At 62.4% G+C, this 24,446-nt stretch carries 30 protein-coding genes; 18 read left to right on the top strand and 12 right to left on the bottom strand.

The annotated features are described in order from the left end of the window. Positions 1 to 355 precede the first annotated feature (355 nt). From M1D34_RS12050 to M1D34_RS12015, 8 genes are all read left to right on the top strand, one after another. Positions 356 to 1,951 carry an ABC transporter substrate-binding protein gene (locus M1D34_RS12050; RefSeq protein WP_127595357.1) on the top strand — a complete coding sequence of 532 codons (1,596 nt, stop codon included), beginning with the start codon at positions 356 to 358 and terminating at the stop codon, positions 1,949 to 1,951. 103 nt (positions 1,952 to 2,054) lie between these two features. Then, positions 2,055 to 3,059: an ABC transporter permease subunit gene (locus tag M1D34_RS12045; RefSeq protein WP_015241063.1), complete on the top strand. Its 1,005-nt coding sequence runs from the start codon at positions 2,055 to 2,057 to the stop codon at positions 3,057 to 3,059. Positions 3,060 to 3,069: 10 nt separating this feature from the next. Then, positions 3,070 to 3,978 carry an ABC transporter permease subunit gene (locus M1D34_RS12040; RefSeq protein WP_003527129.1) on the top strand — a complete coding sequence of 303 codons (909 nt, stop codon included), beginning with the start codon at positions 3,070 to 3,072 and terminating at the stop codon, positions 3,976 to 3,978. A 1-nt stretch (position 3,979) separates the two neighbouring features. Further along, positions 3,980 to 4,834: an ABC transporter ATP-binding protein gene (locus M1D34_RS12035; protein WP_003527131.1), complete on the top strand. Its 855-nt coding sequence runs from the start codon at positions 3,980 to 3,982 to the stop codon at positions 4,832 to 4,834. Then, positions 4,831 to 5,658 carry a dipeptide ABC transporter ATP-binding protein gene (locus M1D34_RS12030; RefSeq protein ID WP_003527132.1) on the top strand — a complete coding sequence of 276 codons (828 nt, stop codon included), beginning with the start codon at positions 4,831 to 4,833 and terminating at the stop codon, positions 5,656 to 5,658. Before M1D34_RS12035 ends, M1D34_RS12030 begins: the two co-directional genes overlap by 4 nt. Before the next feature lie 64 nt (positions 5,659 to 5,722). Then, positions 5,723 to 6,067 carry a RidA family protein gene (locus M1D34_RS12025; protein ID WP_003527133.1) on the top strand — a complete coding sequence of 115 codons (345 nt, stop codon included), beginning with the start codon at positions 5,723 to 5,725 and terminating at the stop codon, positions 6,065 to 6,067. A 152-nt stretch (positions 6,068 to 6,219) separates the two neighbouring features. Next, positions 6,220 to 6,390 (top strand): hypothetical protein, encoded by a 171-nt coding sequence (locus tag M1D34_RS12020; RefSeq protein ID WP_003527134.1) that lies wholly within the window; start codon positions 6,220 to 6,222, stop codon positions 6,388 to 6,390. Between the two features lie 101 nt (positions 6,391 to 6,491). Continuing rightward, positions 6,492 to 7,622 (top strand): AI-2E family transporter, encoded by a 1,131-nt coding sequence (locus tag M1D34_RS12015; protein ID WP_027990470.1) that lies wholly within the window; start codon positions 6,492 to 6,494, stop codon positions 7,620 to 7,622. Between the two features lie 26 nt (positions 7,623 to 7,648). Here the strand turns inward: M1D34_RS12015 and rsiB2 are convergent, their stop codons facing one another. Next, a complete protein-coding gene (rsiB2, locus tag M1D34_RS12010; protein WP_003527138.1) occupies positions 7,649 to 8,446 on the bottom strand; it encodes a PhyR-type response regulator RsiB2 in 798 nt (265 codons plus the stop codon). Positions 8,447 to 8,702: 256 nt separating this feature from the next. On the opposite strand from rsiB2, the gene M1D34_RS12005 reads away from it, so the two are divergent. After that, positions 8,703 to 8,891, top strand: a complete 189-nt coding sequence (locus M1D34_RS12005) for a NepR family anti-sigma factor (protein ID WP_003527140.1) — start codon at positions 8,703 to 8,705, stop codon at positions 8,889 to 8,891. A gap of 78 nt (positions 8,892 to 8,969) precedes the next feature. Here M1D34_RS12005 and M1D34_RS12000 read toward each other — a convergent pair whose 3' ends face one another. Further along, positions 8,970 to 9,218, bottom strand: coding sequence for a YMGG-like glycine zipper-containing protein (locus M1D34_RS12000; RefSeq protein ID WP_003527142.1), 249 nt, complete (start codon positions 9,216 to 9,218; stop codon positions 8,970 to 8,972). 173 nt (positions 9,219 to 9,391) lie between these two features. On the opposite strand from M1D34_RS12000, the gene M1D34_RS11995 reads away from it, so the two are divergent. From M1D34_RS11995 to M1D34_RS11985, 3 genes are all read left to right on the top strand, one after another. Then, positions 9,392 to 9,865, top strand: coding sequence for a hypothetical protein (locus tag M1D34_RS11995; RefSeq protein WP_498779180.1), 474 nt, complete (start codon positions 9,392 to 9,394; stop codon positions 9,863 to 9,865). Positions 9,866 to 9,928: 63 nt separating this feature from the next. Next, the gene (locus M1D34_RS11990; RefSeq protein ID WP_003527150.1) at positions 9,929 to 10,093 is read left to right on the top strand and encodes a DUF1328 domain-containing protein; all 165 of its coding nucleotides are present in this window, start codon (positions 9,929 to 9,931) and stop codon (positions 10,091 to 10,093) included. 240 nt (positions 10,094 to 10,333) lie between these two features. Next, the gene (locus tag M1D34_RS11985) at positions 10,334 to 11,587 is read left to right on the top strand and encodes an NAD(P)/FAD-dependent oxidoreductase (RefSeq protein ID WP_498779178.1); all 1,254 of its coding nucleotides are present in this window, start codon (positions 10,334 to 10,336) and stop codon (positions 11,585 to 11,587) included. A gap of 116 nt (positions 11,588 to 11,703) precedes the next feature. Here M1D34_RS11985 and M1D34_RS11980 read toward each other — a convergent pair. From M1D34_RS11980 to M1D34_RS11960, 5 genes are all read right to left on the bottom strand, one after another. Then, a protein-coding gene (locus M1D34_RS11980) for an IS630-like element ISRm2011-2 family transposase (protein WP_011970797.1) occupies positions 11,704 to 12,650 on the bottom strand; the annotation gives its coding sequence in 2 pieces (ribosomal slippage) (positions 11,704 to 12,311 and positions 12,311 to 12,650; 948 coding nt in all). A gap of 152 nt (positions 12,651 to 12,802) precedes the next feature. Further along, entirely contained in the window at positions 12,803 to 13,762 is a 960-nt protein-coding gene (locus M1D34_RS11975; protein WP_498779177.1) for a substrate-binding domain-containing protein, read from the bottom strand. Between the two features lie 28 nt (positions 13,763 to 13,790). Beyond that, positions 13,791 to 14,834 carry an ABC transporter permease gene (locus M1D34_RS11970; RefSeq protein ID WP_498779176.1) on the bottom strand — a complete coding sequence of 348 codons (1,044 nt, stop codon included), beginning with the start codon at positions 14,832 to 14,834 and terminating at the stop codon, positions 13,791 to 13,793. Further along, positions 14,831 to 15,598, bottom strand: coding sequence for an ATP-binding cassette domain-containing protein (locus tag M1D34_RS11965; RefSeq protein ID WP_498779174.1), 768 nt, complete (start codon positions 15,596 to 15,598; stop codon positions 14,831 to 14,833). The genes M1D34_RS11970 and M1D34_RS11965 overlap by 4 nt, the downstream gene beginning before the upstream one ends. 129 nt (positions 15,599 to 15,727) lie before the next feature. Then, positions 15,728 to 17,071: a M20/M25/M40 family metallo-hydrolase gene (locus M1D34_RS11960; protein ID WP_498779172.1), complete on the bottom strand. Its 1,344-nt coding sequence runs from the start codon at positions 17,069 to 17,071 to the stop codon at positions 15,728 to 15,730. Positions 17,072 to 17,513: 442 nt separating this feature from the next. On the opposite strand from M1D34_RS11960, the gene M1D34_RS11955 reads away from it, so the two are divergent. Next, on the top strand, positions 17,514 to 17,762 hold the full coding sequence (locus M1D34_RS11955) for a hypothetical protein (RefSeq protein WP_010968780.1): 249 nt from the start codon (positions 17,514 to 17,516) through the stop codon (positions 17,760 to 17,762). Between the two features lie 24 nt (positions 17,763 to 17,786). Here the strand turns inward: M1D34_RS11955 and M1D34_RS11950 are convergent, their stop codons facing one another. Both M1D34_RS11950 and M1D34_RS11945 read right to left on the bottom strand, forming a co-directional pair. After that, positions 17,787 to 18,359, bottom strand: a complete 573-nt coding sequence (locus M1D34_RS11950; RefSeq protein ID WP_498779170.1) for an MgtC/SapB family protein — start codon at positions 18,357 to 18,359, stop codon at positions 17,787 to 17,789. 110 nt (positions 18,360 to 18,469) lie between these two features. Beyond that, complete coding sequence (locus M1D34_RS11945) at positions 18,470 to 18,922, bottom strand: hypothetical protein (RefSeq protein ID WP_014526621.1); 453 nt, start codon at positions 18,920 to 18,922, stop codon at positions 18,470 to 18,472. A 306-nt stretch (positions 18,923 to 19,228) separates the two neighbouring features. On the opposite strand from M1D34_RS11945, the gene M1D34_RS11940 reads away from it, so the two are divergent. Together M1D34_RS11940 and M1D34_RS11935 are read left to right on the top strand one after the other, a co-directional pair. Further along, positions 19,229 to 19,885: a DUF8692 domain-containing protein gene (locus tag M1D34_RS11940; protein WP_010968783.1), complete on the top strand. Its 657-nt coding sequence runs from the start codon at positions 19,229 to 19,231 to the stop codon at positions 19,883 to 19,885. Positions 19,886 to 20,086: 201 nt separating this feature from the next. Continuing rightward, complete coding sequence (locus M1D34_RS11935; RefSeq protein ID WP_010968784.1) at positions 20,087 to 20,452, top strand: UCP034077 family protein; 366 nt, start codon at positions 20,087 to 20,089, stop codon at positions 20,450 to 20,452. Here M1D34_RS11935 and M1D34_RS11930 read toward each other — a convergent pair. Further along, positions 20,436 to 20,705 carry a hypothetical protein gene (locus M1D34_RS11930; RefSeq protein WP_027990472.1) on the bottom strand — a complete coding sequence of 90 codons (270 nt, stop codon included), beginning with the start codon at positions 20,703 to 20,705 and terminating at the stop codon, positions 20,436 to 20,438. The two genes, M1D34_RS11935 and M1D34_RS11930, sit on opposite strands and share 17 nt — an antisense overlap. Before the next feature lie 7 nt (positions 20,706 to 20,712). After that, positions 20,713 to 21,525 (bottom strand): DUF899 domain-containing protein, encoded by an 813-nt coding sequence (locus M1D34_RS11925; protein ID WP_003527182.1) that lies wholly within the window; start codon positions 21,523 to 21,525, stop codon positions 20,713 to 20,715. 119 nt (positions 21,526 to 21,644) lie between these two features. Here M1D34_RS11925 and M1D34_RS11920 point away from each other — a divergent pair, with 119 nt between their 5' ends. The 3 genes from M1D34_RS11920 to M1D34_RS11910 all read left to right on the top strand — a co-directional run bounded on the left by M1D34_RS11920 (position 21,645) and on the right by M1D34_RS11910 (position 24,188). Next, positions 21,645 to 22,868, top strand: a complete 1,224-nt coding sequence (locus M1D34_RS11920; protein ID WP_010968786.1) for a hypothetical protein — start codon at positions 21,645 to 21,647, stop codon at positions 22,866 to 22,868. 33 nt (positions 22,869 to 22,901) lie between these two features. Further along, complete coding sequence (locus tag M1D34_RS11915; RefSeq protein ID WP_010968787.1) at positions 22,902 to 23,546, top strand: Vgb family protein; 645 nt, start codon at positions 22,902 to 22,904, stop codon at positions 23,544 to 23,546. A gap of 273 nt (positions 23,547 to 23,819) precedes the next feature. Next, positions 23,820 to 24,188, top strand: a complete 369-nt coding sequence (locus M1D34_RS11910) for a DUF1236 domain-containing protein (protein ID WP_010968788.1) — start codon at positions 23,820 to 23,822, stop codon at positions 24,186 to 24,188. Positions 24,189 to 24,200: 12 nt separating this feature from the next. Here the strand turns inward: M1D34_RS11910 and M1D34_RS11905 are convergent, their stop codons facing one another. Beyond that, on the bottom strand, positions 24,201 to 24,383 hold the full coding sequence (locus M1D34_RS11905) for a hypothetical protein (RefSeq protein ID WP_015007184.1): 183 nt from the start codon (positions 24,381 to 24,383) through the stop codon (positions 24,201 to 24,203). Positions 24,384 to 24,446: the final 63 nt, after the last annotated feature.

Below are 24,446 nucleotides of genomic sequence, written 5' to 3'. Positions count from 1 at the left end.
TGCTTCCAGTTGCCTCGGCGGCTCGTGCTTCCGGCGGGCGAACTCAGAACCTCGAACGGTGGTGAGCACTTTCGAGGTCGAATGCTTCCCTTCGACAGCACAGCTTAGAGTTTATCTGCACTCCCCTTAAGGGTTCGCGACTCGGGCTGCTTGCCCCGGAACCGCGGTTGTCGGCGAAAGTCGGGGATAGTTCCGCACGTTCTATTTGCGGAAGAATTTTTCGCATAGACAAAATTCCAAAGCGACTTATTGCATTGCGACGCCAAATGTCGTTCCATCCGGCCTTGACCGGGTGTAAACGTCATGCCGCGTCAGATAAATTGCGAGAACAAAAACAAATCTGGGAAGCAAGCTCATGAAAAAGCTCACTACTCTCTTGGCAGCGACGGCGATTGCCACGCTGATGGCCGGCACTGCCTGGTCGAAAACTTTCGTCTTCTGCTCGGAAGGGTCGCCGGAAGGCTTTGACCCGGGCCTCTATACGGCCGGCACCACGTTCGACGCTGCCGCGCATACCGTTTACAGCCGTCTTCTCGAGTTCAAGAAGGGCACGACGGAGACCGAGCCCGGGCTCGCCGAAAGCTGGACGATTTCCGACGACGGTCTCGAATATACTTTCAAGCTGCGTCCCGGCGTCAAGTTCCAGACGACCGACTTCTTCACGCCCACCCGCGAACTGAACGCCGATGATGTGATCTTCTCGATCGAGCGCCAGTGGAAGTCCGACCATCCGTGGCACGGCTACGTAACCGGCGGTTCCTGGGAATATTTCGCGGGCATGGGCCTGCCGGAACTGCTCGAGTCGGTCGAGAAAGTCGACGACATGACGGTCAAGATCAAGCTGAAGCGCAAGGAAGCGCCGTTCCTCGCCAATCTTGCCATGCCCTTCGCATCGATCATGTCGAAGGAATATGCCGACAAGCTGCAGGCCGAAGGCAAGATGAACCAGCTCAACCAGATGCCGCTCGGCACCGGTCCTTTCGCCTTCGTCGGCTACCAGCAGGACGCGGTCATCCGCTACAAGGCTCATCCGGACTTCTGGGGCGGAAAACAGAAGATCGACGATCTGGTCTTCGCGATCACCACGGATGCGGCCGTTCGCTTCCAGAAGCTGCAGGCCGGCGAATGCCACCTGATGCCCTATCCGAACGCGGCCGATGTGGAAGCCATGAAGGCCGATCCCAACCTCAAGGTGATGGAGCAGGCCGGCCTCAACGTCGCCTATCTCGCCTACAACACGACGCAGCCGCCCTTCGACAAGGTCGAAGTGCGCAAGGCGCTGAACAAGGCGATCAACAAGCAGGCGATCGTCGACGCCGTCTTCCAGGGCCAGGCCACGCCGGCGACCAACCCGATCCCGCCGACGATGTGGTCCTATAACGAACACATCGAAGACGACACCTACGATCCGGAAGCGGCGAAGAAGATGCTCGAGGATGCCGGCGTCAAGGACCTTTCGATGAAGGTCTGGGCGATGCCGGTCGCGCGTCCCTACATGCTGAACGCCCGCCGTGCCGCCGAGCTGATGCAGGCCGATTTCGCCAAGGTCGGCGTCAAGGTCGAAATCGTCTCCTACGAATGGGCGGAATATCTCGAGAAGTCCAAGGCGAAGGACCGCGACGGTGCGGTCATCCTCGGCTGGACGGGCGACAATGGCGACCCGGACAACTTCCTCGACACGCTGCTCGGTTGCGACGCTGTCGGCGGCAACAACCGCGCGCAGTGGTGCGACAAGGAGTTCGACGAACTCGTCACGAAGGCGAAGGAAGCATCCGACGTGGCAGAGCGCACCAAGCTCTACGAGGAGGCGCAGGTCGTCTTCAAGCGCGAAGCCCCCTGGGCGACGCTCGACCACTCGCTCTCCATCGTCCCGATGCGCAAGAATGTCGAAGGCTTCGTGCAGAGCCCGCTCGGCGACTTTGCTTTCGACGGCGTTGATATTGTAGAGTAATCTTATCGAATGATCCGAAGGGGGCGTTTGCCGCTGGCGAGCGCCCCTCTTCCTTTTTGCCAGTGCGCCGCTCATGCGGCCACGGTTGGCATGAGGTTTGACTATGTTCCGATTCCTTCTGGGGCGTTTGGCAGTTCTGATCCCGACTTTCATCGGGGTTTCCATCATCGCCTTTTCCTTCATCCGCCTGCTTCCCGGCGATCCCGTGGCGCTGCTTTCCGGCGAACGGGTGATGTCGCCGGAGCGGCACGCCGAGATCTCCCACCAATTGGGCTTCGACCGCCCCATCGTCATGCAGTACCTGGATTATCTCTGGGGCGTTCTGCAGGGCGATTTCGGAACGTCCATCGTCACCAAGAAGCCGGTGATCGATCAGTTCATGGAGCTCTTCCCGGCGACCGTCGAACTGTCGCTCTGCGCCATCATCTTCGCGGTGATCGTCGGCATCCCCGCCGGTGTCGTCGCGGCAGTCAAGCGCGGGTCCATCTTCGACCAGATCATCATGGGCACCGCGCTCATCGGCTTCTCGATGCCGATTTTCTGGTGGGGCCTGCTGTTGATCATCGTCGTCTCCGGCATTCTGCAGTGGACGCCGGTGTCCGGGCGTATCTCGTTGATGTTCTTCTTCCCGTCTGTCACCGGCTTCATGCTGGTCGACTCGCTATTGTCCGGCCAGGAAGGGGCGTTCCAGTCGGCCTTCAATCACCTCATCCTGCCGACGATCGTTCTCGGCACCATTCCGCTCGCCGTCATCGCGCGCCAGACCCGCTCGGCAATGCTCGAAGTGCTTTCCGAGGACTATGTGCGCACCGCGCGTGCCAAGGGGCTCTCCACCTTCCGTGTGGTCGGCATTCATGCGCTGCGCAATGCGATGATCCCTGTCGTCACCACCATCGGCCTGCAGATCGGTGTGATGCTGGCGGGCGCGATCCTGACGGAGACGATCTTCTCCTGGCCGGGGATCGGCAAATGGATGGTCGATTCGGTCTTCCGGCGCGACTATGCCGTCATACAGGGCGGGCTCCTGATCATAGCCGCGGTCATCATGCTGGTGAACCTCGCCGTGGATCTGCTCTACGGCCTGATCAACCCCCGCATCCGGCACTGAGGAGAGCGATATGACCGAAGCTACCGCAACAACCGCCATATCGACCGATCCGACGCGCCGGGCGCGTCTCGCCGAGTTCTGGTATTATTTCTCGGAGAACCGCGGCGCCGTCATCGGCCTGTTCTTCTTCCTGTTCCTGGTGCTGCTCGCCATCTTCGCTCCGCTGGTGGCACCCCATAACCCGACCATCCAGTTCCGTGAGGCGGTGCTGCTCCCGCCCGTCTGGCAGGAAGGCGGCCGCGCGACTTTCCTGCTCGGCACCGACGCCGTCGGCCGCGACATGCTCTCCCGTCTCATCTACGGCACCCGCTTCTCGCTCTTCGTCGGCGTCATCGTGACGGTTTTGTCGCTGACCGGCGGAATCCTCGTCGGCGTCATCGCCGGCTATTTCCGCGGGTGGATCGACACGGTCATCATGCGGGTCATGGACATCATCTTGGCCTTCCCGTCGCTCCTGCTGGCGCTCGTCCTGGTGGCGGTGCTGGGGCCGGGCCTCACCAATGCGATGATCGCGATCGCGCTGGTTTTCCAGCCGCATTTCGTTCGCCTGACGCGGGCGGCGGTGATGACGGAGAAGACGCGCGACTACGTGGTGGCGGCGAAGGTCGCCGGAGCCGGACATGCGAGGCTGATGTTCAAGACCATCCTGCCGAACTGCATGGCGCCGCTCATCGTTCAGGCGACGCTCTCGTTTTCGAGCGCGATCCTCGATGCGGCGGCACTCGGCTTCCTGGGCATGGGTGCGCAGCCGCCGACGCCGGAATGGGGAACGATGCTGGCGGAAGCACGCGAATTCATCCTCCGTGCCTGGTGGGTCGTGACGCTTCCAGGCCTCGCTATCCTCGTGACCGTTCTGGCAATCAATCTGATGGGCGACGGCCTGCGCGACGCTCTAGACCCCAAGCTGAAGAGGTCCTGACATGGCGCTTCTCGAAATCGAAAACCTCGTCGTCGAATTCCAGACGGCGTCCGGGCCGTTCCGAGCCGTCGACGGCGTCTCGCTCAAAGTGCATGAGGGCGAGGTCCTGGCGATCGTCGGGGAATCGGGCTCCGGCAAATCCGTGTCCATGCTTGCCGCCATGGGGCTTCTGCCCTGGACCGCCAAGGTGACCGCGGACAAGCTCGCCTTCAACGGACGGGATCTATTGAAGATGCCGGCCTCCGACCGTCGCAAGATCGTCGGCAAGGACATTGCGATGATCTTTCAGGAGCCCATCGCCAGCCTCAATCCATGCTTCACCGTCGGTTTCCAGATCGAGGAAGTGCTGCGGATACATATGGGCCTCGACCGGGCCGCGCGGCGCAAGCGCGCGATCGAGCTTTTCGAGGCGGTAGGCATTCCCGACCCGGCCGAGCGCCTCGGGCACTTTCCGCACCAGATGTCGGGCGGGCAGTGCCAACGCGTGATGATCGCCATCGCGCTTGCCTGCAACCCGAAACTGCTCATCGCAGACGAGCCGACAACCGCACTGGACGTGACGATCCAGAAGCAGATTCTCGATCTCCTGATGAAGCTGCAGCAGGAATTCCGCATGGGCCTCATCATGATCACCCATAACATGGGCGTCGTGGCGGAGACGGCGGATCGCGTCATCGTGCAGTACAAGGGCCGGAAGATCGAAGAGGCGGATGTCCTGTCGCTGTTCGAGTCGCCGAAGAGCAATTACACCCGCGCGCTTCTCTCGGCCTTGCCGGAGAATGCGACGGGAGACCGCTTGCCGACGATTTCCGAACTTTTCAATGAGCAACAAATGCTCGAGGGAGCTGCTCGATGACCCATGTTCTCGAAGCCCGCAACCTGGTGCGTGACTATCACATTCCCGGCAACCTGTTCCGCAAGGCGCGCACCGTTCATGCGCTGAAGGGCGTAAGCTTCACGGTCGACGAGGGCAAGACGCTCGCGATCGTGGGCGAAAGCGGCTGCGGCAAGTCTACGCTCGGACGCATCATCACGCTCATCGACCCGGCGACCGCGGGAGAGCTGTTGATCGACGGCAAGACGGTCGACATCGCCCGCGAAGGGCTGACGGCGGAGATGCGCCGCAAGGTCCAGATCGTCTTTCAGAACCCTTACGGCTCCCTCAATCCTCGCCAGAAGATCGGCGATATTCTCGCGGAACCGCTCATCATCAACACCAAGGTCCCGGCAGGCGAACGCCGCGAGCGGGCAATGGCGATGTTGAAGAAGGTCGGCCTCGAGGAGAAGCACTACAATCGCTATCCGCACATGTTCTCCGGCGGCCAGCGGCAGCGCATCGCGATCGCCCGTGCGCTGATGCTCAATCCCAAGCTTCTGGTTCTGGATGAGCCGGTTTCGGCCCTCGACCTCTCCGTACAGGCGCAGGTTCTGAACCTGCTCGCCGATCTGCAGGACGAATTCAAGCTCACCTATGTCTTCATCAGTCACGATCTGTCGGTGGTGCGCTACATCGCCGATGACGTAATGGTGATGTATTACGGCGAAGCGGTCGAGTATGGCAGCCGGGACGCGGTATTCTCCGACCCGCAGCACGATTATACGAAGACGTTGTTCGCGGCGACGCCGCGGGCGGATGTTGCCAGCATCAAGGCCCGGCTCGCCCGGAAGAATGCCGCCTGAGCGGAAATACGTATCACCCAAATGCCGGCAGACCGTTGTTCGGCTCAATACCAGGATGAGGATTATGGAAATCAAGCGTTTCGAAACCGGCCCGCGGATGAGCCAGGCCGTGGTCTACAACAACACGGTCTATCTCGCCGGCCAGGTCGGCAATGCCGGCGACGACGTCGTCACCCAGACGAAGCAGGCGCTGGCGGAGGTCGACCGTCTGCTGGCGCTCGCAGGCACGGACAAGACGCGCATTCTTTCCGCGACCGTCTGGCTTGCCGACATGGCGGACTTCGCCAAGATGAACTCGGTCTGGGACGCCTGGGTGCCTCAGGGCCACGCGCCGGCCCGCGCGACCGGCGAAGCGAAACTCGCAACCCCGGAATATCTCGTCGAAGTCATCGTGACGGCAGCTCTCTAAGCCGTTTCACGCAAGCAGATATACGCTCCACTTTCCCCGCCGTCGGCCCCTGGGCCGGCGGCGTTTTGCTGCCGTCCTTACACGCGTGTCGCGCAGGAACGATTTGCGCAGTTGCGGCGTTTATCGGTGCGTTCCGCAATGGAGGTTGAGACATGCTCTACTGGGTGCCACGGCTCGTCGTGTCAGCGCTTGCCGTGCTGGTACTTGGCATGGGTCTCTTCCCGCGGACGCCGGAGGACGTGGCCTACACATTGCTGATCATCATCGGTGGGCTTGGCCTGCTTTCCGCCACGCTCCACCTGTTCCCGCCTGAGCAACATTGAGCAACGCTTCGCGGGGGGCATCCTGCGGTGGAGTGCGCCACCTCCGTCCTGCATCCGCGAACGGGCTGTTCGCCGCACGAGCGTTTGAGAGGTAGGTGCCGATGGACACAGCCGGGCGGACGACGGCCGAGCGTCGACGAAAGCGCGAAGCGGAGAGGGAAATCGCTCTGGCAGAGGCATCGGCGATCGTCGCCAGAAAACGCGACAGCATCGATCTCGCCGGCGCCTGGAGCGTCATCGGCCTGTTCGTGATCGCCTGCGCGGCAGTCGTCTATACGATGGAAGCGATCCTCCTGCCGATCACGCTCGCCGTCGTCATCGGCATCGTTCTCGGCCGCGCTGCCGATGAACTGGCCCGGTTCGGGCTGCCGCCCATGTTCGGCGGCCTTTTGCTGGCGCTATGTTTTCTGCTTGGCCTGTCATACCTGGTCAATGCCATCCTCTGGCCGATCACCGAGGTCGCGCGCGAGGCGCCGCGGCTCGTCGAAGGCCTCATGGAGCGGATACTGCCCTATCTGCAGCGCTTCGAATGGGTAAACGTAGCGCTTGCCCGCGGCAGCGGAGAAGAGGCTTTTGCCGACGTCATCGTCAAGAATGCCGGACCGCTGATCGGCGGCGCGGCGGCGAGCCTGACGCCCGCTTTGGTGCAGACCCTGATCTTCCTGGCCGCCCTGGTACTCTTCCTGCTCGGGCGCGTTCAGCTGCGCAGCACGATCATTCTCGCTTTTCCCAGCCGCGAAGGTCGCCTGAGCGCGATCCGGGTCATGAACGCCCTCGAGGATGCGCTTACGCAATATTTCTCGACCGCCAGCCTGATCTATCTGGCGCTGGGCTTCATAACCATGGTCATTGCGCTGGTCGGCGGACTGGCGATGCCCCCGCTTTGGGGGCTGTTCGCCTTCGTCTCGAGTTTCATTCCCTATCTCGGCGTCACCTTCATGACCCTCTCTTTGGTCGTCGGCGGGCTGATGACGCATGATGCGCTCATCGTGGCCATCGCCCCGGCGGTCGCCTTCTTCACCGTTCACCTCGCCATGGAAAATCTGCTGGTGCCCGCCATCCTCGGCCAACGCTTCGATATCAATCCGTTTCTGGTCTTCGTCGCGATCATTTTCTGGACGTGGATGTGGGGTGCTGTCGGGGCGCTCCTCGCCTTTCCGCTGTCGCTGATCGCGATGATCATATTCGAGCAGATCCTGCTGCCCCAGCCGGAACGCCAGTTGCCGGGCTGACCCTTCATGCTGACTTCAAGGGTTATCTAGCTCGCTCCGGCTTGCGCATGTTCGTCGAAGAAAAGAGCCTGGCTGATCAGCGCCTTCACGGTTTCCGGGTTGAAGGGTTTGGTTACCAGAAAGGCCGGCTCGGGTTTCTTGCCGGTCAGCAGCCGTTCGGGAAAGGCGGTGATGAAGATGACCGGTACGGCCGCCTGCGTCAGGATGTCGTTGACCGCGTCGATACCCGAACTGCCGTCGGCCAGCTGGATATCCGCAAGCACCATTTTCGGCGATGTCTGGTGATAGAGATCAAGCGCCTCGCGGCGCGTGCGGGCGATCCCGGTGACCCGGTGACCGAGGCTCGTCACCATGTCCTCGATATCCAACGCGATGAGAGGTTCATCCTCGATGATCATCACGTCGGTTGCGATCTGGCGCGAAATCTCCTCCGAGGCGCTGGTCAGCAGCTTGCCGAAGGCGCCTTGGTCAAGCCCCATGATTTCCGCCGCTTCGCCGGTCGAGAAACCCTCGAGGGCGACGAGCAGGAATGCCTGTCTCTGGGGCGGCGCGATGAGGGAGAGATTGGAAGCCGCCCTCTGCTCCCATGCGAAAGGCGAGGCGAGCTGGGTTCGGTCGATCTTGAGTTTTCCGAACAGGGAACAGAACAGCTTGTAAAGACCGATGCGATCGTTCGACGCGACTGGAAAAAGCCCGAGATCGTCGATCAGCGCTTCGAGCACGGCAGCGACATAGGCATCGCCGGCTGCTTGCGAGCCGGTGACGGCACGGGCGTAACGCCGAAGATAGGGGAGGTGGGGCGCAATCCTTGTGGAAAGTGGCATTTAGACCTTCCTAAACTATTATGCATATGTTCCTGTCTTGCCGACGGCGCGCAGCAGGATACCTCAAATGTTTTGAGCACGTATTCCGGTGTATGGAAAGCCTTGAGAAACAGTCGCGGCAAATGAATTGGGCGACCGGCTGGTGCGGCCTTGGATGGGATTGGCCGAAGCTGAACCCGACAGGCACGAAAAGCGCCACATCAGGTTACCGCGGATCTGAAATGGCGCGGAACTGCAGCCCGCACGGAACGGGAAGATGAAGAAGTCCTCAAAGAAAGGCGCCGTGCCAGCGGGGGTCGCCCCCGCCGAGACGACGCAACCTCACGGTCAAATCGCTTCGAAGCTGAAGGCGCTCTACCAGGCGGTGGAGAACGAGCCGGTGCCGCAGCACTTTCTGGACCTTCTGCACCGTCTGGATGAGGCCGAAGAACGACCGCGCGAGTAACGTCGCAGCGTTCACGCCAGTCGGCCACCGACGAAACGAGCCGAGCCGGCCGGAGCGCGGCTCGGCTGGCCGTTCGTATCAGCAGCGCGCGGTATAGCGGCGGCCGTAGCGGTCGCGATAGACGCAATAGCCGGGCTCGTTCGCACGACCGATAAGGGCTCCGGCGACACCGCCGACAGCGGCGCCTACCGCAGCTCCCCTGACATCATTCGATATGGCACCACCGATGATACCGCCGGAGGCAGCGCCGATCGCCGCACCTCGTTCGGTTTGCGTGCAGGCAGCCAGGGGAAGGATCAGGCTTGCGACGACGAGTAGCTTCTTCATGACGCGTTCCTATTCAGGGTTGATACAGAACTGCTGGAGTTGCCGAGCACAGTCTTCGGCGGAAATGCGCGCCGAGGCCATGGCTGGAGCCGCTGCGACGCTCATCTGAGCGTCGATCCCCGCTGGAGGGGTGATCACAACAGGCGCCGCCGAGGCTTGCATTCCCATCTCCCATGGATGCCGCCGCCGCGGCGCTTGTTATTGTCGCCAAAACGCCGATTGGCGCCTTTTGTTCCGCGCGGCACGACGCCGGGGCGCATGCCTGTTGCCGGAGGGACACGGAGCGATCGTCATTTATGCGACTGGCGTTCGGCACGTTCCAGAGTTTCAAGCAGTGCCTGGATCCGCTTGTTGTACTTTTCCTCGGAGTGGCGCTGAAGGTCGCGCATCGTCCTGCCTATGTGAAGATTCCGATCGCGCAGATCCGCCTGATAACGGCCGGCCTCGTTTACGGTCTTCCAAATATGTCGCGATGGTATCTTCATTGTCTTCCCGGAAATTCTTTCAATGCGAACAACGCCAAGCGCCTTTCGAAGGTTCCTCTCGCTTGCACGGGAAATATAAGTTCCGTTCTATTTGCGGTTCTCTTGGTTAATCAATGCTTTCTGAACCACGCAGACACCCTCGCGCCGCGCAGCCGGGGCTGATCCGGGAACAAAGGCGAGCCGACACGCGTTTCGATTTCGGTAGCGCAGACAAGGAGATAGCAGATGCTCTATTACGCTCTCGTGTTTCTGATCGTCGCGATCATCGCCGGTGTGCTCGGCTTCGGCGGAATTGCCGGCGCTTCGGCGGGAATTGCGCAGGTCCTGTTCTTCCTGTTCCTCATATTCCTCGTGATCTCGCTCGTAGCGGGTCTCATCCGGCGAACGTGAGCCTCCAGGCGGGGCTTGCCGCCCGCAAATTGGTGCCGAACGATAAGGGGTGGAGCTCTCGTCTCCACCCCTTTCCAGTTGCGGTGTGACGCTCTGTTCCCTTGCCCTGCCGGGCTCGCTTGGCTATTCATGCGAATACCCGCCGCGCATGTCAGGACACCACCTCCCACGAAATCCCTGGAAGTTGTCGTCGTGAAGTGACGCGGCACGGCGGTTTGACGGAGAGGAGAGCATCTGCACATGAAGACGGACGTAGTGGTTCTCGGTGCCGGCATTGTCGGCATTTCCAGCGCGATCCATCTGGCTCGGCTTGGAAAGTCGGTGGTGCTTCTGGACCGGCGCGGTGCGGGGGAGGAGACGTCCTACGGCAATGCAGGCCTGATACAGCGCGAGGGCGTCTTCCCCTACGGCTTCCCGCACAATTTCGGAGCGCTTTTCCGTTACGCCCTGAATAACACGATCGACGCCAGCTATCACTTCCGTGCGCTGCCCAGTCTCGTGCCGTTCCTCGCGCGTTACTGGTGGCACTCGGGCTTTACCCAGCACCAGAAGATAGCCCATCTTTATGCACCGCTTATCGAACATTCGATCGCGGAACATCAGGAACTGATCGACGCATCCGGCGCCGGCGACCTCATTCGCAAGGATGGCTGGATGAAGGTTTTCCGCACCGAAAAGGAGCGGGACGCGGCCTATAAGGACGCAGAACGGCTTTCCGCCGGCTTCGGAGTCAATCACCAGAAGCTTTCGACCAGCGAGCTGAAGACGATCGAACCATCCATCCAGGCCGAACTCGCCGGCGGCCTGCGCTGGACCGATCCGTGGTCGATCCGCGATCCGCACAGCCTGAACAAGGCATATCTCGCCTACTTCCAGTCGCTCGGCGGCCGGCTCGTTTCCGGCGATGCGGCGACGCTGGAGCATATTCTGGAAGGGGCGGGCTGGCGTGTCGCCACACCGGACGGCCCGTTGGAGGCCCGGGAGGTCGTCGTCGCGCTCGGGCCGTGGGCCGACACGGTGACGCGAAAGCTCGGCTATCATTTCCCGCTCGCCGTGAAGCGCGGCTACCACATGCATTATGGCATCAGGGAGGGCGCTCAGCTCAACAACTGGGTGCTCGACGCCGAGAAGGGATATTTCCTGGCGCCGATGCTGCGCGGTATCCGGCTGACGACCGGCGCCGAGTTCGCGCTGCGCGATGCGCCGAAAACGCCGGTGCAGCTGACACGAGCGGAGCGGGTCGCTCGCGAGTTCTTCCCGCTCGCCGAGCGGCGCGACGAGGAACCGTGGATGGGCGCGCGCCCCTGCACGCCCGACATGATGCCTGTTATCGGTAAGGCTCCGCGGCACGAAGGCCTCTGGTTCGCCTTCGGCCACGCGCATCACGGCATGACGCTCGGGCCGGTCACCGGCCGGGCGCTGGCACAGGCGATGACGGGTGAGAAGCCTGTGATCGACATCACGCCGTATCGGCCGGAGCGCTTCCTCGCATAGCGCGGATGAGAGGAGTGTGTTCAATGATTTTAGGTCGAACCGACCTAAAATCATTGTGATTCAGAGCGTTCCTTGTGCGTCCAACTGGACCACGGTCTCTCTAGAGCGGTATGTATTTAAGCCCGTTCATATCCCGCCTCTTTGAAGTAGGCTGCGCATTCCTGTGGGGTGACGGCTTGGAGAATGTGGCGCAGTTCGTCATGGATTGCATCGCGTGATCTGGCCTGTGCCTCACGCAACCAGTGCTTGATTTTGGCGAAGAGCTTTTCGATCGGATTGAGATCGGGGGAATATTTCGGCAGAAAGAACAGGCGGGCGCCGGCCTTACGGATGGCGGCGCGGATCTCCTGACCCTTATGGGAGCCGAGATTGTCCAGGATGACGATGTCGCCGGCTTTGAGTTCCGGCACCAGAACTTGCTGGACATAGATGCGGAAGCGTTCGCCATTGATCGGGCCATCGAGGATAAAGGGAGCGCTGACGCGGTCGGCCCTGAGTGCGGCGACAAAGGTCATGGTGTTCCAATGGCCGAAGGGGGCGTAGCCCACCAGTCGTTCGCCGCGAGGCGCCCAGCCCCGCAGCGGCGCCATGTTCGTCTTCGTCCAGGTCTCATCGATGAAAACGAGGCGGGCGGGATCAATTCCGGGGCAGTGCTTCAGCCATCGTGCCCGGTGGCGGGCGACGTCGGGCCGCTCCCGTTCGCTGGCGACCAGCGTCTTTTTTTATAACTCAACCCCTCTTCGTGCACGAAGGTCCAGACGGCGCGATAATCCACCTTCAGGCCGCGCTCGCTCAACTCGGCGACAAGTCCGTGCAGCGTGAAGTCGCGCTCGCGGCAGCGGCAAAGCAGCCAAGCCCGGTGCGGACCGGAAAGCTTGCGGGGCTTGTGCCCACCCATCTGGCCGGGTGCGGCGCTGCCCGTCTCGCGAAACCGCCGCACCCAATCGATCGCGGTGCTGATGCCGATGCCGAAGCGCTTGGCCGCTGCCCGGCACGATAGGCCCTCGCCCGTCACCGCATCGACAACGCGTTCCCGAAGATCATTCGAAAAAGGTCTCGCCATAAAGGCCGGCCTCCTTCACCGGCCTGAATGGTGAATCTGATTTGCGCAGAAAAAGGAATCCCCTTTCCGATTCCGCCTAAATGCATCCCGCTCTAGAGGTATAAAAAACGGGGGCGAGATGGTCGGCCCCCGCCTGTCGCCTGAACTTTCGATCAGATGCAATTTCCCTTGTAGAGGTATTTGGCGACGTCCGGCTCGGCGATGTTCGCCTTGGTAGCGGTTACGGTGCCGGTGCCTATCGGCGTCTTGACGGGCTCGCCTTTGACGGCAGCGACGGCCTGCTTGAAGCCAAGATAACCCATCTCGAAGGGCTGCTGGATGACGAGAGCATCGAGCAGCCCTTCGTTCAGCGCCTCGATCTCGGCATCGTCGGCATCCACTGCGACGGCGACGACGCTGTCGGCGGTCTCGGTGGAACGAATGCCCCCGGCGACGCCGATCGCCGGGTTGTTCGACTGCGATACGACCCCGATGAGGTCGGGATGGGCGCTCATAAGCGACACGAAGGCCTGCTGTGCCTTCGGTATGTCTTCACTGGCAAACTGATTTCCGATGTAGGTAAGGTTCGGATAATTCTTGATCTCTTCCTCGAAGCCCCTGATCCGGGCATCGACGGTGGAGATGCCGGGAATGCTGTTGATCTGCGCCACCTTGCCGGACTTTCCTTCCAGTGCTTTCGCAAGCGCCTTGGCGGTTTCCCGGCCGACACTTTCATTGTCGGTGCCGACCACGGCGGCCAGTACAGACGGGTCGTCGAGGGTGGTATCGACGGCAACGATCTTGGCACCGTTGGCCGCCGCCTCCATAAGCGGCGCGATCAGTGCGGTCGAGCTCGTCGGATCGAGCACGATGGCGGAAGGACTCGTCGCCATGACGGAGTTCAATACGGGGATCTGTTCCGAAGCTGAGTAAGTCGGGGCGGCCTGGATATTGACCTTGACGCCTAGCTCCTCGGCGGCGGCGCGGGCGCCGCAGGCGATGGCCTCATGGAAGCCGCTGTTACGCTGGCCGAGAACCAGCGACACGCTGATGTCGTCCGAAGCCGCGACAGCTGTTGCCGACAGAACGGTGGCGGCAAGCAGGAAAGCAAGTCTCTTGGTCATCTTCGTCATTGTTCCCTCTTGTGGTTTTGGTTGGAGGTCAGGAGGAGCGGGAGCGGCGTCGGTACTGGTCGAGCAGCACGGCCGCGAGAAGGACGATGCCCACGGCGACTTCCTGCCAGAAGCTTGGCAGGCCGACGATGATCAGGCCCGAAGCCAGGACGACAGGGATGAACACCCCGGCTGCCGTACCGTACATGGAGCCGACGCCGCCGAAGAGGCTTGCGCCACCGAGCACGACGGCTGTGATCGCCTTCAGATTGTCCATGGCATGGCCCGAAATCGTCGTGGACGAGAAGCGGGCGAGGGTGAGATAGCCGGCCAAGCCGGCGCAAACGCCGGAAATCACATAGATCGATACGATATGCCGATCGACCTTGATGCCGGCGCGGCGCGCGCCTTGCTCGTTGGATCCGACTGCATAGGTATAGAGGCCGAAGCGGGTCATATGCAGAGCGATGCCGGCGATGGCCGTGAAAACGCAGGCGATCAGCACGATGACCGGAATGCCCCAGAGACGGCCGATGCCGATCGAGGTAACAATTGATCGAGGCACCCCGGTAAGGTCGACGCCGCCTGTCATCAGCCGGGCCAGTCCGAGCGCGATGCCCATGCTGGCAAGTGTGACGATCAGCGGGGTAAGCCGGGCTCTGGCAATGAGCAGGCCGTTGACGAGCCCCCAGAGCGCTCCGGAGGCAAGCGACACGACAAGCCCGAGCACCGGCACCCAGGGCGCATCCGAGCCAGTTGCACGCATGGCGATCAGGGACGCGACGCTTGAGAAGACAAGCACGGCGCCAACCGACAGATCGATACCGGAGGCGATGATGACATAGGTCATGCCCACGGCGAGGATCATCATCATCGAAGCCTCGATCGCCATGTTCCGCAGGTTGATACCGCTCAGAAACGCGGCGGGCGCCATGACCGTGAAGATCGCTATGATGATGATAAGCGAACCGAAGATCATCAGTTCCGGACCGTCCAACAGCCGGCGGATCAGGGGCTTTCGCGGCGGGGCGTCATGCAGCATGGAAGGCTGGTCCTTGGTCGTCGTGTTGTCGGATGCAGTATCGACGGTCATGCCGCGGCTCCTTCGCGTTCGAGGGCGCCGGTCATCGCTGCGACGAGTTCGTCGGAAGTAACCGCACCGGTGGCATAGGTCGCAACGCGACGACCGTGGCGAAGCACGGTCACGCGGTCCGACACCGCGAGGACATCCGGCATGCTGTGGCTGATGAGCACGACGGAGACGCCGGTGTCGCGAACGCGGCGGATGAGGTCGAGCACGTTGCGCGTCTGCGCAACGCCGAGCGCTGCCGTCGGTTCGTCCATGAACACCACCCGTTTCGCCCACATCAGCGCGCGTGCAACCGCAATGCCCTGGCGCTGTCCACCGGAGAAATTGGCGACGGCCACGCGCAAGTCGGGAACGCGCACGCCCAGACGGGCAAAGGACTCCTGGGCCCTGCGCCGCATCAGCGCCTTGTCGAGAAAACCGAGGCGACCCATTGGTCCGGGGGCGGCGATCTCGCGGCCGAGATAGAGATTCTGCACCGCATTGAGATCGACCGCCAGCGATAGATCCTGGTAAACGGTTTCGATGCCGTGTGTGCGTGCGTCGAGCGGGCTGTCGAAATGGATCGGCCTTCCATCGACAAGGATCTCGCCGCTGTCCGGCTGCAGTACGCCGGAAAGAATCTTGGTCAGGGTCGATTTGCCGGCACCATTGTCGCCGATGAGGGCGACGATTTCGCCTTCATAGACATCGAAACTTGCGCCTTGCATGGCACGCATCTGCCCAAAGCTTTTTTCGATATTGCGAGCACAGAGGATCGGGGTTGTCATGGCAATCTCCAGACTGGAAAATCGATCACGGTTCGTCGGGCTCCGGCACGTTTCAGTTGCGCATTGCGCGGCCGACGCCGCCCGACGGGGCTTTCCGCCCGCCTCCATGGCGGTCGAAAGCAGCAGCAGTCAGTTGGCGTGGCCGCACCACTCGACGATGGCCCGGGCATAGATGCGGGCGCATTCTCGCCATTCGCGCATGTTGATGCGTTCATCGACAGCATGAGCGTAGCGGATGTTCCCCGGGCCGAGCACGATCGCTGGAATACCCTGAGCCTGAAGGAAGGACGCATCGCTTACGGCATTGAAGGAAGCGGTCGTGGCCCGCCCTGGGGGGAGGGGACCAAGCACCGCCGAACGGGCATCGACGAGCACGTCTACAAGTGGGTGGTCCGTCGGCACATCTGCAGCAGGCCAGTGGCTGCGCCAGGTGAATCTCGGCGGGTTATCGCGAAGCCATGGGTCGAGCTGAGCCGCGTGGTGCACATGGCGCTCGATTTCTGCCTTCACCGCCTCGGGGTCTTCTTGCGGCGCGTACCAGACGAGGTAGCCGACATAGGCGTGGTCGGCCATGTAGCCGACGCTCGGAACGCCGACATCGCCGTGGAATACGCCCGGCACGAGCGAAAACAGCCCTGGCGGAAAGGCCGGATGGCGTTTGCTGATACCCCACTCCTGTTCGAGATCCTGTAGCGCTTGCACGATCTTGATCAGTTTCTCGACGGCGTTGACGCCGGCGCTCGGGCCTTCGCCGCCGGCACGGATAGCCGCCCCCCGGTTGCCGGCATGGGTGCCATGACCCTTGACCGAAATTTCAAGGTTGAAGTTGCCGGCCGAGACGGGAGCGATCGTCAGCCGCTCGGGTTGGGAGGAGGGTTCGGCAACGATGGCGGCATCGGCCCGGAAGCCGGCCTTGATTACGGCTGTCGTGCCGTTTTCGTGGTCCATCGTCTCTTCGCCGACGACGGCATGGACCTGCAGGTCGCCCTTCAGCAGGACGCCGGCTTCCTTGAGAGCCGCGATGGCGAGACAGGCAGCGGCAAGGCCGCCCTTCATGTCGGTAGACCCGAGAGCAAAGAGCTCCTCTCCGCGCCTTACAGGCTTCAACGGATCTCCGGAAGTCCAGGCTTCGGGCTTGAACGGTGCGACCGTGTCGACATGCCCGTTGAAGAGCAGGGAGCGCCCGCCGCCGGCGCCCTTCAATACTGCCGCCAGATTGATCCGCTGCGGATCGACTGCGATGTCATGGAGTTCGAAGCCGAGGTTGCTGAGATAGGCGCCGATGAGGCGCGTACAGGCCGTCTCTCCGCCGATCACGGTTTCGCGAGCGATGCCGGGAAAGCCCGGATTGATGCTGTTGACGGACACGAGCTGCTCAAGAAGCTGCTCCGCGCCGGGGGCGAGGCGGGCAATAGCGTCGTCGATGCGTCCAGAAAGTGCAGAAGCCTGCACGTCTATTGTGGGTGAGTGCATATCCGGTCCCAAGTTTTCGTTCCTGCAGGCCGTTCTTGTTCTCGGCCGGCGCCGAGGTGGCTTGCCGGCCGCTCGCACTGGGCGCGGTCCTGTCGAATGAAAAACTGCGCAATTGTCAGACATCTGTCAACAAAAATATGGTGACCGCTTCCGGGAAACGTACGAACGGGGAAGCGGCTTGTGCTATGGTTAAGCGGGCCGGCTGGACACTCGACTGCAACGGGAACTGATTTATTCAAATCGACACGAAAGCTCATATGCATGTCAGTTGTCTTACAACGGAGTGACCTAAGGCAGCGCCTTCACGAGGGAGGCGGTCATCGTAGTTGTTTTTTAATTCTGGTGCCGGAACCAACCTGCGCTTCGCGTGTTTCTCCTGCGGCTGACCGCAAGAGTCGGCCCGCTTGGGCTTTGCCCGGCCGAGGGAGGAGTTTCAAACACGATGAGCAAGCAGACGGTGGAGTTTGCCGGCGAGGCTGTCGGCGCGCTGATTCCGGAGAACGGACGGTTGCGGTTCATGGCCGTGAAATTCAGCGTCTGGTCCCTGGAAGGCCAGCTGTTCGCGACGCCGGACGAAGCCCGCAAGGCCGTTGCTGTCATTCATGGCCTGAAGGAGGGGAGGGCGGTCTTCGATAACCGTCCGCTCCCCTTGGGCGGGTATCAAACAACCCCAATTTCCGAACTGCGCTGATCGAGCCGCCATTGGCGGCTCCGATCAACGTTCGCGTATATCGTCCCGGTCTCGGGGCCGGTCTTGTCCTGCATCTTCATTCTTCTGCGACGTAGAACCCGTGTTGTAGAACTCGTCCGGTGCCTTCCACTGCAGCGCCACCTCCAGCCGGCCGAGGACAAAGAGCACGACGAGGCTCGCAACGGCGGCGAAGGCCGCGATCAGCCAGAAGCCGAAGCCGACCGAGAGACCGACGGCGCCGGCAAGCCACATGCCGGCGCCGGTCGTCAGCCCCTTCACCTCCCCCTTCGAAAAGACGATCATGCCGGCAGCGAGAAAGGCCACTCCCGCGGTTACGGCTTCCACGACGCGAATGGGATCGATGCGCACCTCGGGGCCGGAAAGGCTTTTCATGTGCACGCTTTCGATGGCGACCACCGCGAAGATCGCGGAGGCGAGGCTGACGAGAATATGGGTCCTGAGCCCTGCCGGCCGCTGCCGCTTCTCACGCTCGACGCCGATCATTGCGCCGAGCAGGACCGCGCCGAAGAGCCGCGCGAATATCACCGGATAAGGTGTTTGGGTATCGGCAAGGATGTCGGCAAAGATTTCGTTCATGAAAGACGAACCCGCTCCGTCACTCGACCCCTCGGGGAGGATCTAACTGCAGAAGAGCGGGATGGCGCGGCAAGCCGCTTCATCCCGCTCGACAAGGGGCGTTCGTCGTTCTACTGCGCAGGAGCGCTCTGCGGCTGTGCCGGCGTGGCAGGTGCTGCCGGTGCTGCCGGCGTCTCGGGCGCTGCCGGGGTCTGGGTCTCAGGTGCTGCCGGCGCCGTGGTTCCCCCGGCGGGCGGCGTCGCCTGGTCCGTAGGTGCGGCCTCATTCGTAGGCGCGGCCTGGTCCGTAGGCGCGGGTTGAGCGGCCGGCGGGGTGGCGTCGGACGGGGTCGTCTCGGTTTGGCCCGGCGCGACCGGCTCGTTCTCGGCATCCCTGGTCAGCTCTGCCGGAAGCCAGGCGATCAACGCGAGTATCAGACCGGCAAGAATGATGACCAGCAAAGGCCAGCTGCTACGGCGCGATCTGGTCACGGGCACTTCCGGGTCCCGCGGCGTCGGTTGGCCGGTGGCAGGATCGAGCGGCGGCTTCTCCCGCAATTCTTCGTGCTGGTTCATGGCATACATCCTTTCTCTCCGTCACCCCGCCTGCAAATTCGCCTTTGCATAGATCCCCAATCAGCATGACCCTAGGGGAGGGGTTCCGTACCACCGCAAGTAAATTGCGACCTTGTCGCGGGCCGGTGAGCACACGACGCAACGATTAACGTCCGAAAACCTGCAAGGTTCCGTTGTGTGCGGGACCGTGCCGCGCGTCCTGGACCACCTTGCCGGGAGGTCCGCAACCGCCGGTCGCGCCTTGTCATAAAACTGTCACAAAGGCAGCTGACCGTCCGCGGTGGCATGCTGGGGCATCTGTTGCGGAGGATCGAGATGGATGTCGAAGGCATCACCACGGCCAAAGCCCTGCCACGGGAGAGGCGAATACAGGGTGATTTCCACTACGCCCTCCTCGTCATCTGCTCCTGCATCGTGCTGTTGACGTCGATCGTCATCGCCGACCGGCTTTTTGGCATCGACTACTACGACCTCGTACGCGACCCCAACGCGATTGCCGGGCAGCCGAAATATTTCGGGCTAGTCTCCAATCTCGGCGTCATTCTCTGGTTTACGGGAGGGATCGCGGCTCTCCAGGCCTATTGGTCCGGAGCCGGCTACGACGCGCCGCATCTGCGACGCACGCTTCTCGCCGGCGGGCTCTTTTCCGGGTTGATGGGCATCGACGATCTCCTGATGCTTCATGAGGCGATTGCCACGGCCGGGGTCCCGGAGCCGTTTGTCCTTGTTCCCCATATGCTGTTGCTGGCGACGCTCTGTTATCACGCCTGGTTTATCCGCCGGAATATTCAGTGGGTCCTGCTTGCTGCCGCCGTCGCCTCGCTCGGCTGTTCCTTCCTGGTGGACGCGGTTTCGGAAAACTTCGCCGGACTGGTTTTCGTCGAGGAGGGCTTCAAGATCCTCGGCATCATGTTCCTGGCCGTCTTTCTCAGCCTCACGAGCCATGCGGCGCTGAAAACGAAGCGCCGCTGAGGCGCAAGTCCGTATGTGAATACGGGCCCGTTGCAGGCGTTTCCGAATCTGCTAGATCATGATGGTTTCAGGCCGTCGGCCTAAAGGCATGAACGTGATCGATTCTAGTAGGTTGAGACGCGGGATGCGGGCGGAAAACTGCACACACTTTTCCTCATCCCGCTCTAGCTTCACCATCCTCTGGGATAGGGGCTGAAGACGATGCAGATGGCGAGACTGGCTTGCACTGGTCTAATCCTTGCCGTTTCGGGGGCTGAGAGGCTCCACGCCGAGCCGCTTTATACGGTGGCCGACCTTGGAGCCGCGCTTGGCAGATGCTGGACTCCGCCGCAAGGCTTCAAGGATTCCTTCGTCACCCTCAGGTTCGGGTTCCGCGGCGACGGTACGTTGATGGGCCCGCCCCGGCCGACCGCGATCGAAGTGAACGGCGACGAAAAGCAGCGGCAGGCTTTCGTGACCGCCGCCACCGAGGCGCTCCAGAATTGCGTGCCGCTGGAGTTCTCGAAATCACTCTCCGACGAGATCGCCGGCAACGTGTTCACGCTGCAGTTCAAGTCGGCGGAGTGATCCGCGGAAGCGCCGGATCGGTTGGCGCTTCCCGTCTTGCGGAAATCAGCTTCAGCCATGGTGCCAGGTGAAAAACGGACATCAGCAAATACATGCTGCTCATTCCGCTCAGCAGCGAAGGACCTTGTATCGATGAGCAGATATCCGCATCACCGCCGGCGGTCAGAAGCGCCATGACCGCGAAAGCCGGTGCGGCGGCGAGGCCCAGCCAGTCGGCCAGGCCACGCGCGGCGGTACCCGTTGCGAGCCGCATCGGACGGTCACCCTTGGGCATATTCGTCGTGGCGGCGCCACCAGATGCCGTTCTCGTTGCGTCCCTTGGGGGTCCGGTCGAGCCACTGATACATGCCCCATAGCCCATCCAGTCCACGCGCATAACTGGAGTAGGTGTGGTAGACGATGCCGTCTTCGAGCGCGAAGGCGCTGACACCGGGCCTGTCGCGTGTATAGGTGGCGACGTCGGTCCCCGTCATGGCTGCGATCTGTGCGACCGGCCCCTCGCTGCCGCTTGCGTCCCATTCCCGGACTGTCCTGCCCGCGAGCGGCTCGGACGCCGGTTGCTCGGGGATTGGCGGCTCGCGGCGGAAATTATACTCGATGCCGCCCTCGCGCTGTTGTTGTTCGGTGAACCAGACGCAGAAATCACGGTTGAAGGCGCCGTCGTCCGAAGAAGCCCAGGGGAAGCTCCATCCCAGCCGTCGCTTATAGGCCGTGAGCTTCGCAAGCGGCGCGCGCGAGACCGCGGAGAAGGCGACGTCGTGGTTTTCGAGATGAGCGACGATCCCGTTGAAACCATCGGCGATCGCCGAACAGGACGGGCAGCCGGCGGTATAATCGGGCCCGAACATGAAATGGTAGACGAGGAGTTGCGAACGCCCCTTGAAGAGGTCGCGCAGCGAGGCCTCGCCTTCGTCAGTCTCGAACCGGTACGCCTTGTCGATCCGTACCCAAGGCAATTCCCGGCGCCACTTCGCCAGCTCGTCGCTTCGCCGCGTCAGGTTCTTTTCGGCCTCGAGCAGGTCGAGCCGCGCAGCCAGCCATTCTTCCCGTGTTCCGATTGCATGTGCCGTCATCATTCTTCTCCTTTGGCCATTTGTCGTCGTACATTGCCGGGGCGGGTTGCTCGACCGACAGGAACCCAGACTAGAGCCGGAGATCGAACGGTGAGAGTGACAAGTGTGACGGGATTTCGATGGACTCGCTGATCACCGCTGCGGCACGGGCGCTCGCGGCCGGCGATCTTCTCGGCGTACTGAACCGCGTGGCTTTGCGCGACGACGCCCATGCGCTCGCGCTTCGGGGCATCGCGATGGCGCAGCTCGGCGATTTCGGCCGGGCGAAGACCCTTCTCAGAAGTGCTGCGCATGCCTTCGGCCAGAGGCAGGCGGTGGCGCGCGCGCGCTGCATCGTCGCCGAGGCCGAGATCGCTCTCGTCTCGCGGGATCTCGGCTGGCCCACGAAAACGCTCGAAGCGGCGAGATCGACCCTCGAAGCGCATGGCGACCACGTCAATGCCGCGCATGCGCGCAATCTCGAGGCCCGGCGCCTGCTTCTCATCGGCCGCCTGGACGAGGCCGAACGCGCGCTTGCGGAGCTCGACTCCGGCATGCCGCTCCCCCCGGCGACGCGGGCGGCCCGCGAACTGGTCATCGCCGGCATCGCCATACGGCGTCTGCAGGCGAAAGCCGCGCGGATATCGCTCGCCCGAGCCGAACGCGCCGCGCGCGAAGCCGACATCCCGGCACTGACGGCTGAGGTCGAAAGCGCATCGCTCGTGCTGGATGCGCCGGTCGCGCGCCTGATCGGCAGCGGCGGTGAGCGGTCTCTCCTCATCGAGGAAGTCGAAACGCTGCTCTCTTCCGGGGCACTCGTGGTGGATGCCTGCCGCAATGTGGTGCGGAACGAAAAGCGCGTGGTCTCGCTCGCCACGCGTCCGGTGCTCTTCGCGCTTGCGCGTGCGCTCGGCGAAGCCTGGCCGGAAGACGTGCCGAGAGCAACGCTCCTAGCGCGCGCCTTCCGTGCGAGACATGCAGACGAATCCCACCGCGCCCGGTTGCGCGTGGAGATCGGACGCCTTCGGGCAGAGCTTCGGTCTCTGGCGGAGGTGCGGGCGACGAAGCAGGGTTTCGCGCTCTCACTCCGCGCCGCCGGTGAGATCGTCGTGCTGGCGCCGCCCGTCGAAGACCAGCATGCGGCGGTGCTTGCCTTCCTTGCCGACGGCGAATCGTGGTCGAGCTCGGCGCTGGCGATTGCGCTCGGGGCGAGCCCGCGCACCGTGCAGCGGGCACTCGAGCAGCTTGCGTCGGCCGGCAAGGTGCAGTCCTTCGGCCGCGGACGGGCGCTTCGCTGGATGACCCCGCCCGTCCTGGGCTTCCCGACAGTCTTGTTACTCCCGGGCCCGCTACCGAGCGACTAGGATGCGAGACATTACAGCGACGAGGACGGAAAAATGAAACGATCGAAAGCAGAAATTCTCCAGGAATACGGACCTTTCCCGAATACCGGGCAGGTGGCCGGCGTCACCTTCGATGGCCGGCATGTCTGGTTCGCCTCCGGCGACAGGCTGAACGCCCTCGATCCGGAGAGCGGCAAGACGGTGCGCTCGATCGATGTCGCCGCACATGCGGGAACGGCCTTCGACGGTGAGCATCTGTACCAGATTGCAGAGGATCGTATCCAGAAGATCGATCCGGCGACCGGCCGCGTGCTTGCCACCATTCCGGCGCCTGCCGAGGGCGGTGATTCAGGCCTCGCCTGGGCTGAAGGAACGCTCTGGGTGGGCCACTATCGAGGGCGGAAGATCCACCAGGTCGATCCCGACACCGGGAAGATTCTCCGCACCATCGAATCCAACCGAGTCGTCACCGGCGTCACCTGGGTCGACGGCGAGCTCTGGCATGCCACATGGGAAGGCGACGAGAGCGACCTGAGGCGCCTTGACCCGGAAACGGGAGAAGTCCTCGAAACGCTCGAGATGCCCCCGGGTGTAGGCGTTTCCGGCCTCGAATCCGATGGCGGAGACCGGTTTTACTGTGGCGGAGGAAGCAGCGGGAAGGTGAGGGCCGTGCGCAGGCCAAGCCGGGTCTCCGCTTAGACGGTCCCCCGTATATGGACGGAAATGAAGGTCCCGGAGCGTTTAGAAGGGACAATCGCGTTGGCTCCGGGACCTTCAGACGACGTGGACGGCTGACGAGGATGCCGCCGTGGTCGTCTCAGAGCGATATGCGTCACGAGGAGCAGCGTGCAACGGTCCTAGGACCTTTAACCTTCCCGTGTAGGACCAAGGTCTGATGCCGCAGGCACGCCGGAACAAAGCTCTCGGCAGGCGATTCTTCATGAGAAGGGATTCGTAGCTGGAGTAGCTCTCATGACAATTGTACTCGTCAAGAGCTCCGTTGCATTGGGTGTTGCGGTTTTCTTGACCGCGGCTCCTGCCCAAGCGCAAAGCACAAACGAAATCAGCGCTGCCGATACGACCGTGGCGGCTGTCGCAGGGCCCGTTGAGGGTGCGGCGATCGATCCGCCGCCGCCAGGCGTGACGGAATACGTCGAACTGCAGCCATTTCCGCAACGGCCGCTTGTGCTGCAGGAACAGATATCCGTCGGCAAACCGGTGCCTGAAACAGTCTTTCTCAATACGGTTCCGGCCGACAGGCGCTATGGTTTTGCGGTGGTCAACGAGAAGCGCGTCATCGCGGATGTGAAGAGCCGCACCGTCGTGCAGGTGGTCAAATAGGCGCGGCGAGCGCTACAACGCCCCGCCGGTGACCGGGTTCACTTCGGGTTTCTCACTTGTGTCCTTTGCCCCTGGAGGCTGGACCGCTGGTGGTGCGATCGACTCCTCGTCCCGGTGCTTCTTCCGGGTTGCCGGCTGACGAACATCGGCTGGTTCAGACTGTTCAGGGGTCGCATTGGTATCCTTGGTACTCATCGTCTTCTCCTTTCGGCAGAAGGAGAACGGGCCAGCCGCGGCGTGGTTCCTGGTGCGGAGCGC

Source organism: Ensifer sp. D2-11 (assembly GCF_054161295.1).
The sequence above is the reverse complement of the archived record's forward strand: the minus strand, read 5'-3'. Positions and strand labels throughout refer to the sequence as shown.

Bases quoted from the DNA above. Each gene is read 5' to 3' on its own strand.
- M1D34_RS12050 (WP_127595357.1), top strand. From the start codon at position 356: ATGAAAAAGCTCACTACTCTCTTGGCAGCGACGGCGATTGCCACGCTG.
- M1D34_RS12045 (WP_015241063.1), top strand. From the start codon at position 2,055: ATGTTCCGATTCCTTCTGGGGCGTTTGGCAGTTCTGATCCCGACTTTC.
- M1D34_RS12040 (WP_003527129.1), top strand. From the start codon at position 3,070: ATGACCGAAGCTACCGCAACAACCGCCATATCGACCGATCCGACGCGC.
- M1D34_RS12035 (WP_003527131.1), top strand. From the start codon at position 3,980: ATGGCGCTTCTCGAAATCGAAAACCTCGTCGTCGAATTCCAGACGGCG.
- M1D34_RS12030 (WP_003527132.1), top strand. From the start codon at position 4,831: ATGACCCATGTTCTCGAAGCCCGCAACCTGGTGCGTGACTATCACATT.
- M1D34_RS12025 (WP_003527133.1), top strand. From the start codon at position 5,723: ATGGAAATCAAGCGTTTCGAAACCGGCCCGCGGATGAGCCAGGCCGTG.
- M1D34_RS12020 (WP_003527134.1), top strand. From the start codon at position 6,220: ATGCTCTACTGGGTGCCACGGCTCGTCGTGTCAGCGCTTGCCGTGCTG.
- M1D34_RS12015 (WP_027990470.1), top strand. From the start codon at position 6,492: ATGGACACAGCCGGGCGGACGACGGCCGAGCGTCGACGAAAGCGCGAA.
- rsiB2 (WP_003527138.1), bottom strand. From the start codon at position 8,446: ATGCCACTTTCCACAAGGATTGCGCCCCACCTCCCCTATCTTCGGCGT.
- M1D34_RS12005 (WP_003527140.1), top strand. From the start codon at position 8,703: ATGAAGAAGTCCTCAAAGAAAGGCGCCGTGCCAGCGGGGGTCGCCCCC.
- M1D34_RS12000 (WP_003527142.1), bottom strand. From the start codon at position 9,218: ATGAAGAAGCTACTCGTCGTCGCAAGCCTGATCCTTCCCCTGGCTGCC.
- M1D34_RS11995 (WP_498779180.1), top strand. From the start codon at position 9,392: ATGGATGCCGCCGCCGCGGCGCTTGTTATTGTCGCCAAAACGCCGATT.
- M1D34_RS11990 (WP_003527150.1), top strand. From the start codon at position 9,929: ATGCTCTATTACGCTCTCGTGTTTCTGATCGTCGCGATCATCGCCGGT.
- M1D34_RS11985 (WP_498779178.1), top strand. From the start codon at position 10,334: ATGAAGACGGACGTAGTGGTTCTCGGTGCCGGCATTGTCGGCATTTCC.
- M1D34_RS11975 (WP_498779177.1), bottom strand. From the start codon at position 13,762: ATGACGAAGATGACCAAGAGACTTGCTTTCCTGCTTGCCGCCACCGTT.
- M1D34_RS11970 (WP_498779176.1), bottom strand. From the start codon at position 14,834: ATGACCGTCGATACTGCATCCGACAACACGACGACCAAGGACCAGCCT.
- M1D34_RS11965 (WP_498779174.1), bottom strand. From the start codon at position 15,598: ATGACAACCCCGATCCTCTGTGCTCGCAATATCGAAAAAAGCTTTGGG.
- M1D34_RS11960 (WP_498779172.1), bottom strand. From the start codon at position 17,071: ATGCACTCACCCACAATAGACGTGCAGGCTTCTGCACTTTCTGGACGC.
- M1D34_RS11955 (WP_010968780.1), top strand. From the start codon at position 17,514: ATGAGCAAGCAGACGGTGGAGTTTGCCGGCGAGGCTGTCGGCGCGCTG.
- M1D34_RS11950 (WP_498779170.1), bottom strand. From the start codon at position 18,359: ATGAACGAAATCTTTGCCGACATCCTTGCCGATACCCAAACACCTTAT.
- M1D34_RS11945 (WP_014526621.1), bottom strand. From the start codon at position 18,922: ATGTATGCCATGAACCAGCACGAAGAATTGCGGGAGAAGCCGCCGCTC.
- M1D34_RS11940 (WP_010968783.1), top strand. From the start codon at position 19,229: ATGGATGTCGAAGGCATCACCACGGCCAAAGCCCTGCCACGGGAGAGG.
- M1D34_RS11935 (WP_010968784.1), top strand. From the start codon at position 20,087: ATGCAGATGGCGAGACTGGCTTGCACTGGTCTAATCCTTGCCGTTTCG.
- M1D34_RS11930 (WP_027990472.1), bottom strand. From the start codon at position 20,705: ATGCGGCTCGCAACGGGTACCGCCGCGCGTGGCCTGGCCGACTGGCTG.
- M1D34_RS11925 (WP_003527182.1), bottom strand. From the start codon at position 21,525: ATGACGGCACATGCAATCGGAACACGGGAAGAATGGCTGGCTGCGCGG.
- M1D34_RS11920 (WP_010968786.1), top strand. From the start codon at position 21,645: ATGGACTCGCTGATCACCGCTGCGGCACGGGCGCTCGCGGCCGGCGAT.
- M1D34_RS11915 (WP_010968787.1), top strand. From the start codon at position 22,902: ATGAAACGATCGAAAGCAGAAATTCTCCAGGAATACGGACCTTTCCCG.
- M1D34_RS11910 (WP_010968788.1), top strand. From the start codon at position 23,820: ATGACAATTGTACTCGTCAAGAGCTCCGTTGCATTGGGTGTTGCGGTT.
- M1D34_RS11905 (WP_015007184.1), bottom strand. From the start codon at position 24,383: ATGAGTACCAAGGATACCAATGCGACCCCTGAACAGTCTGAACCAGCC.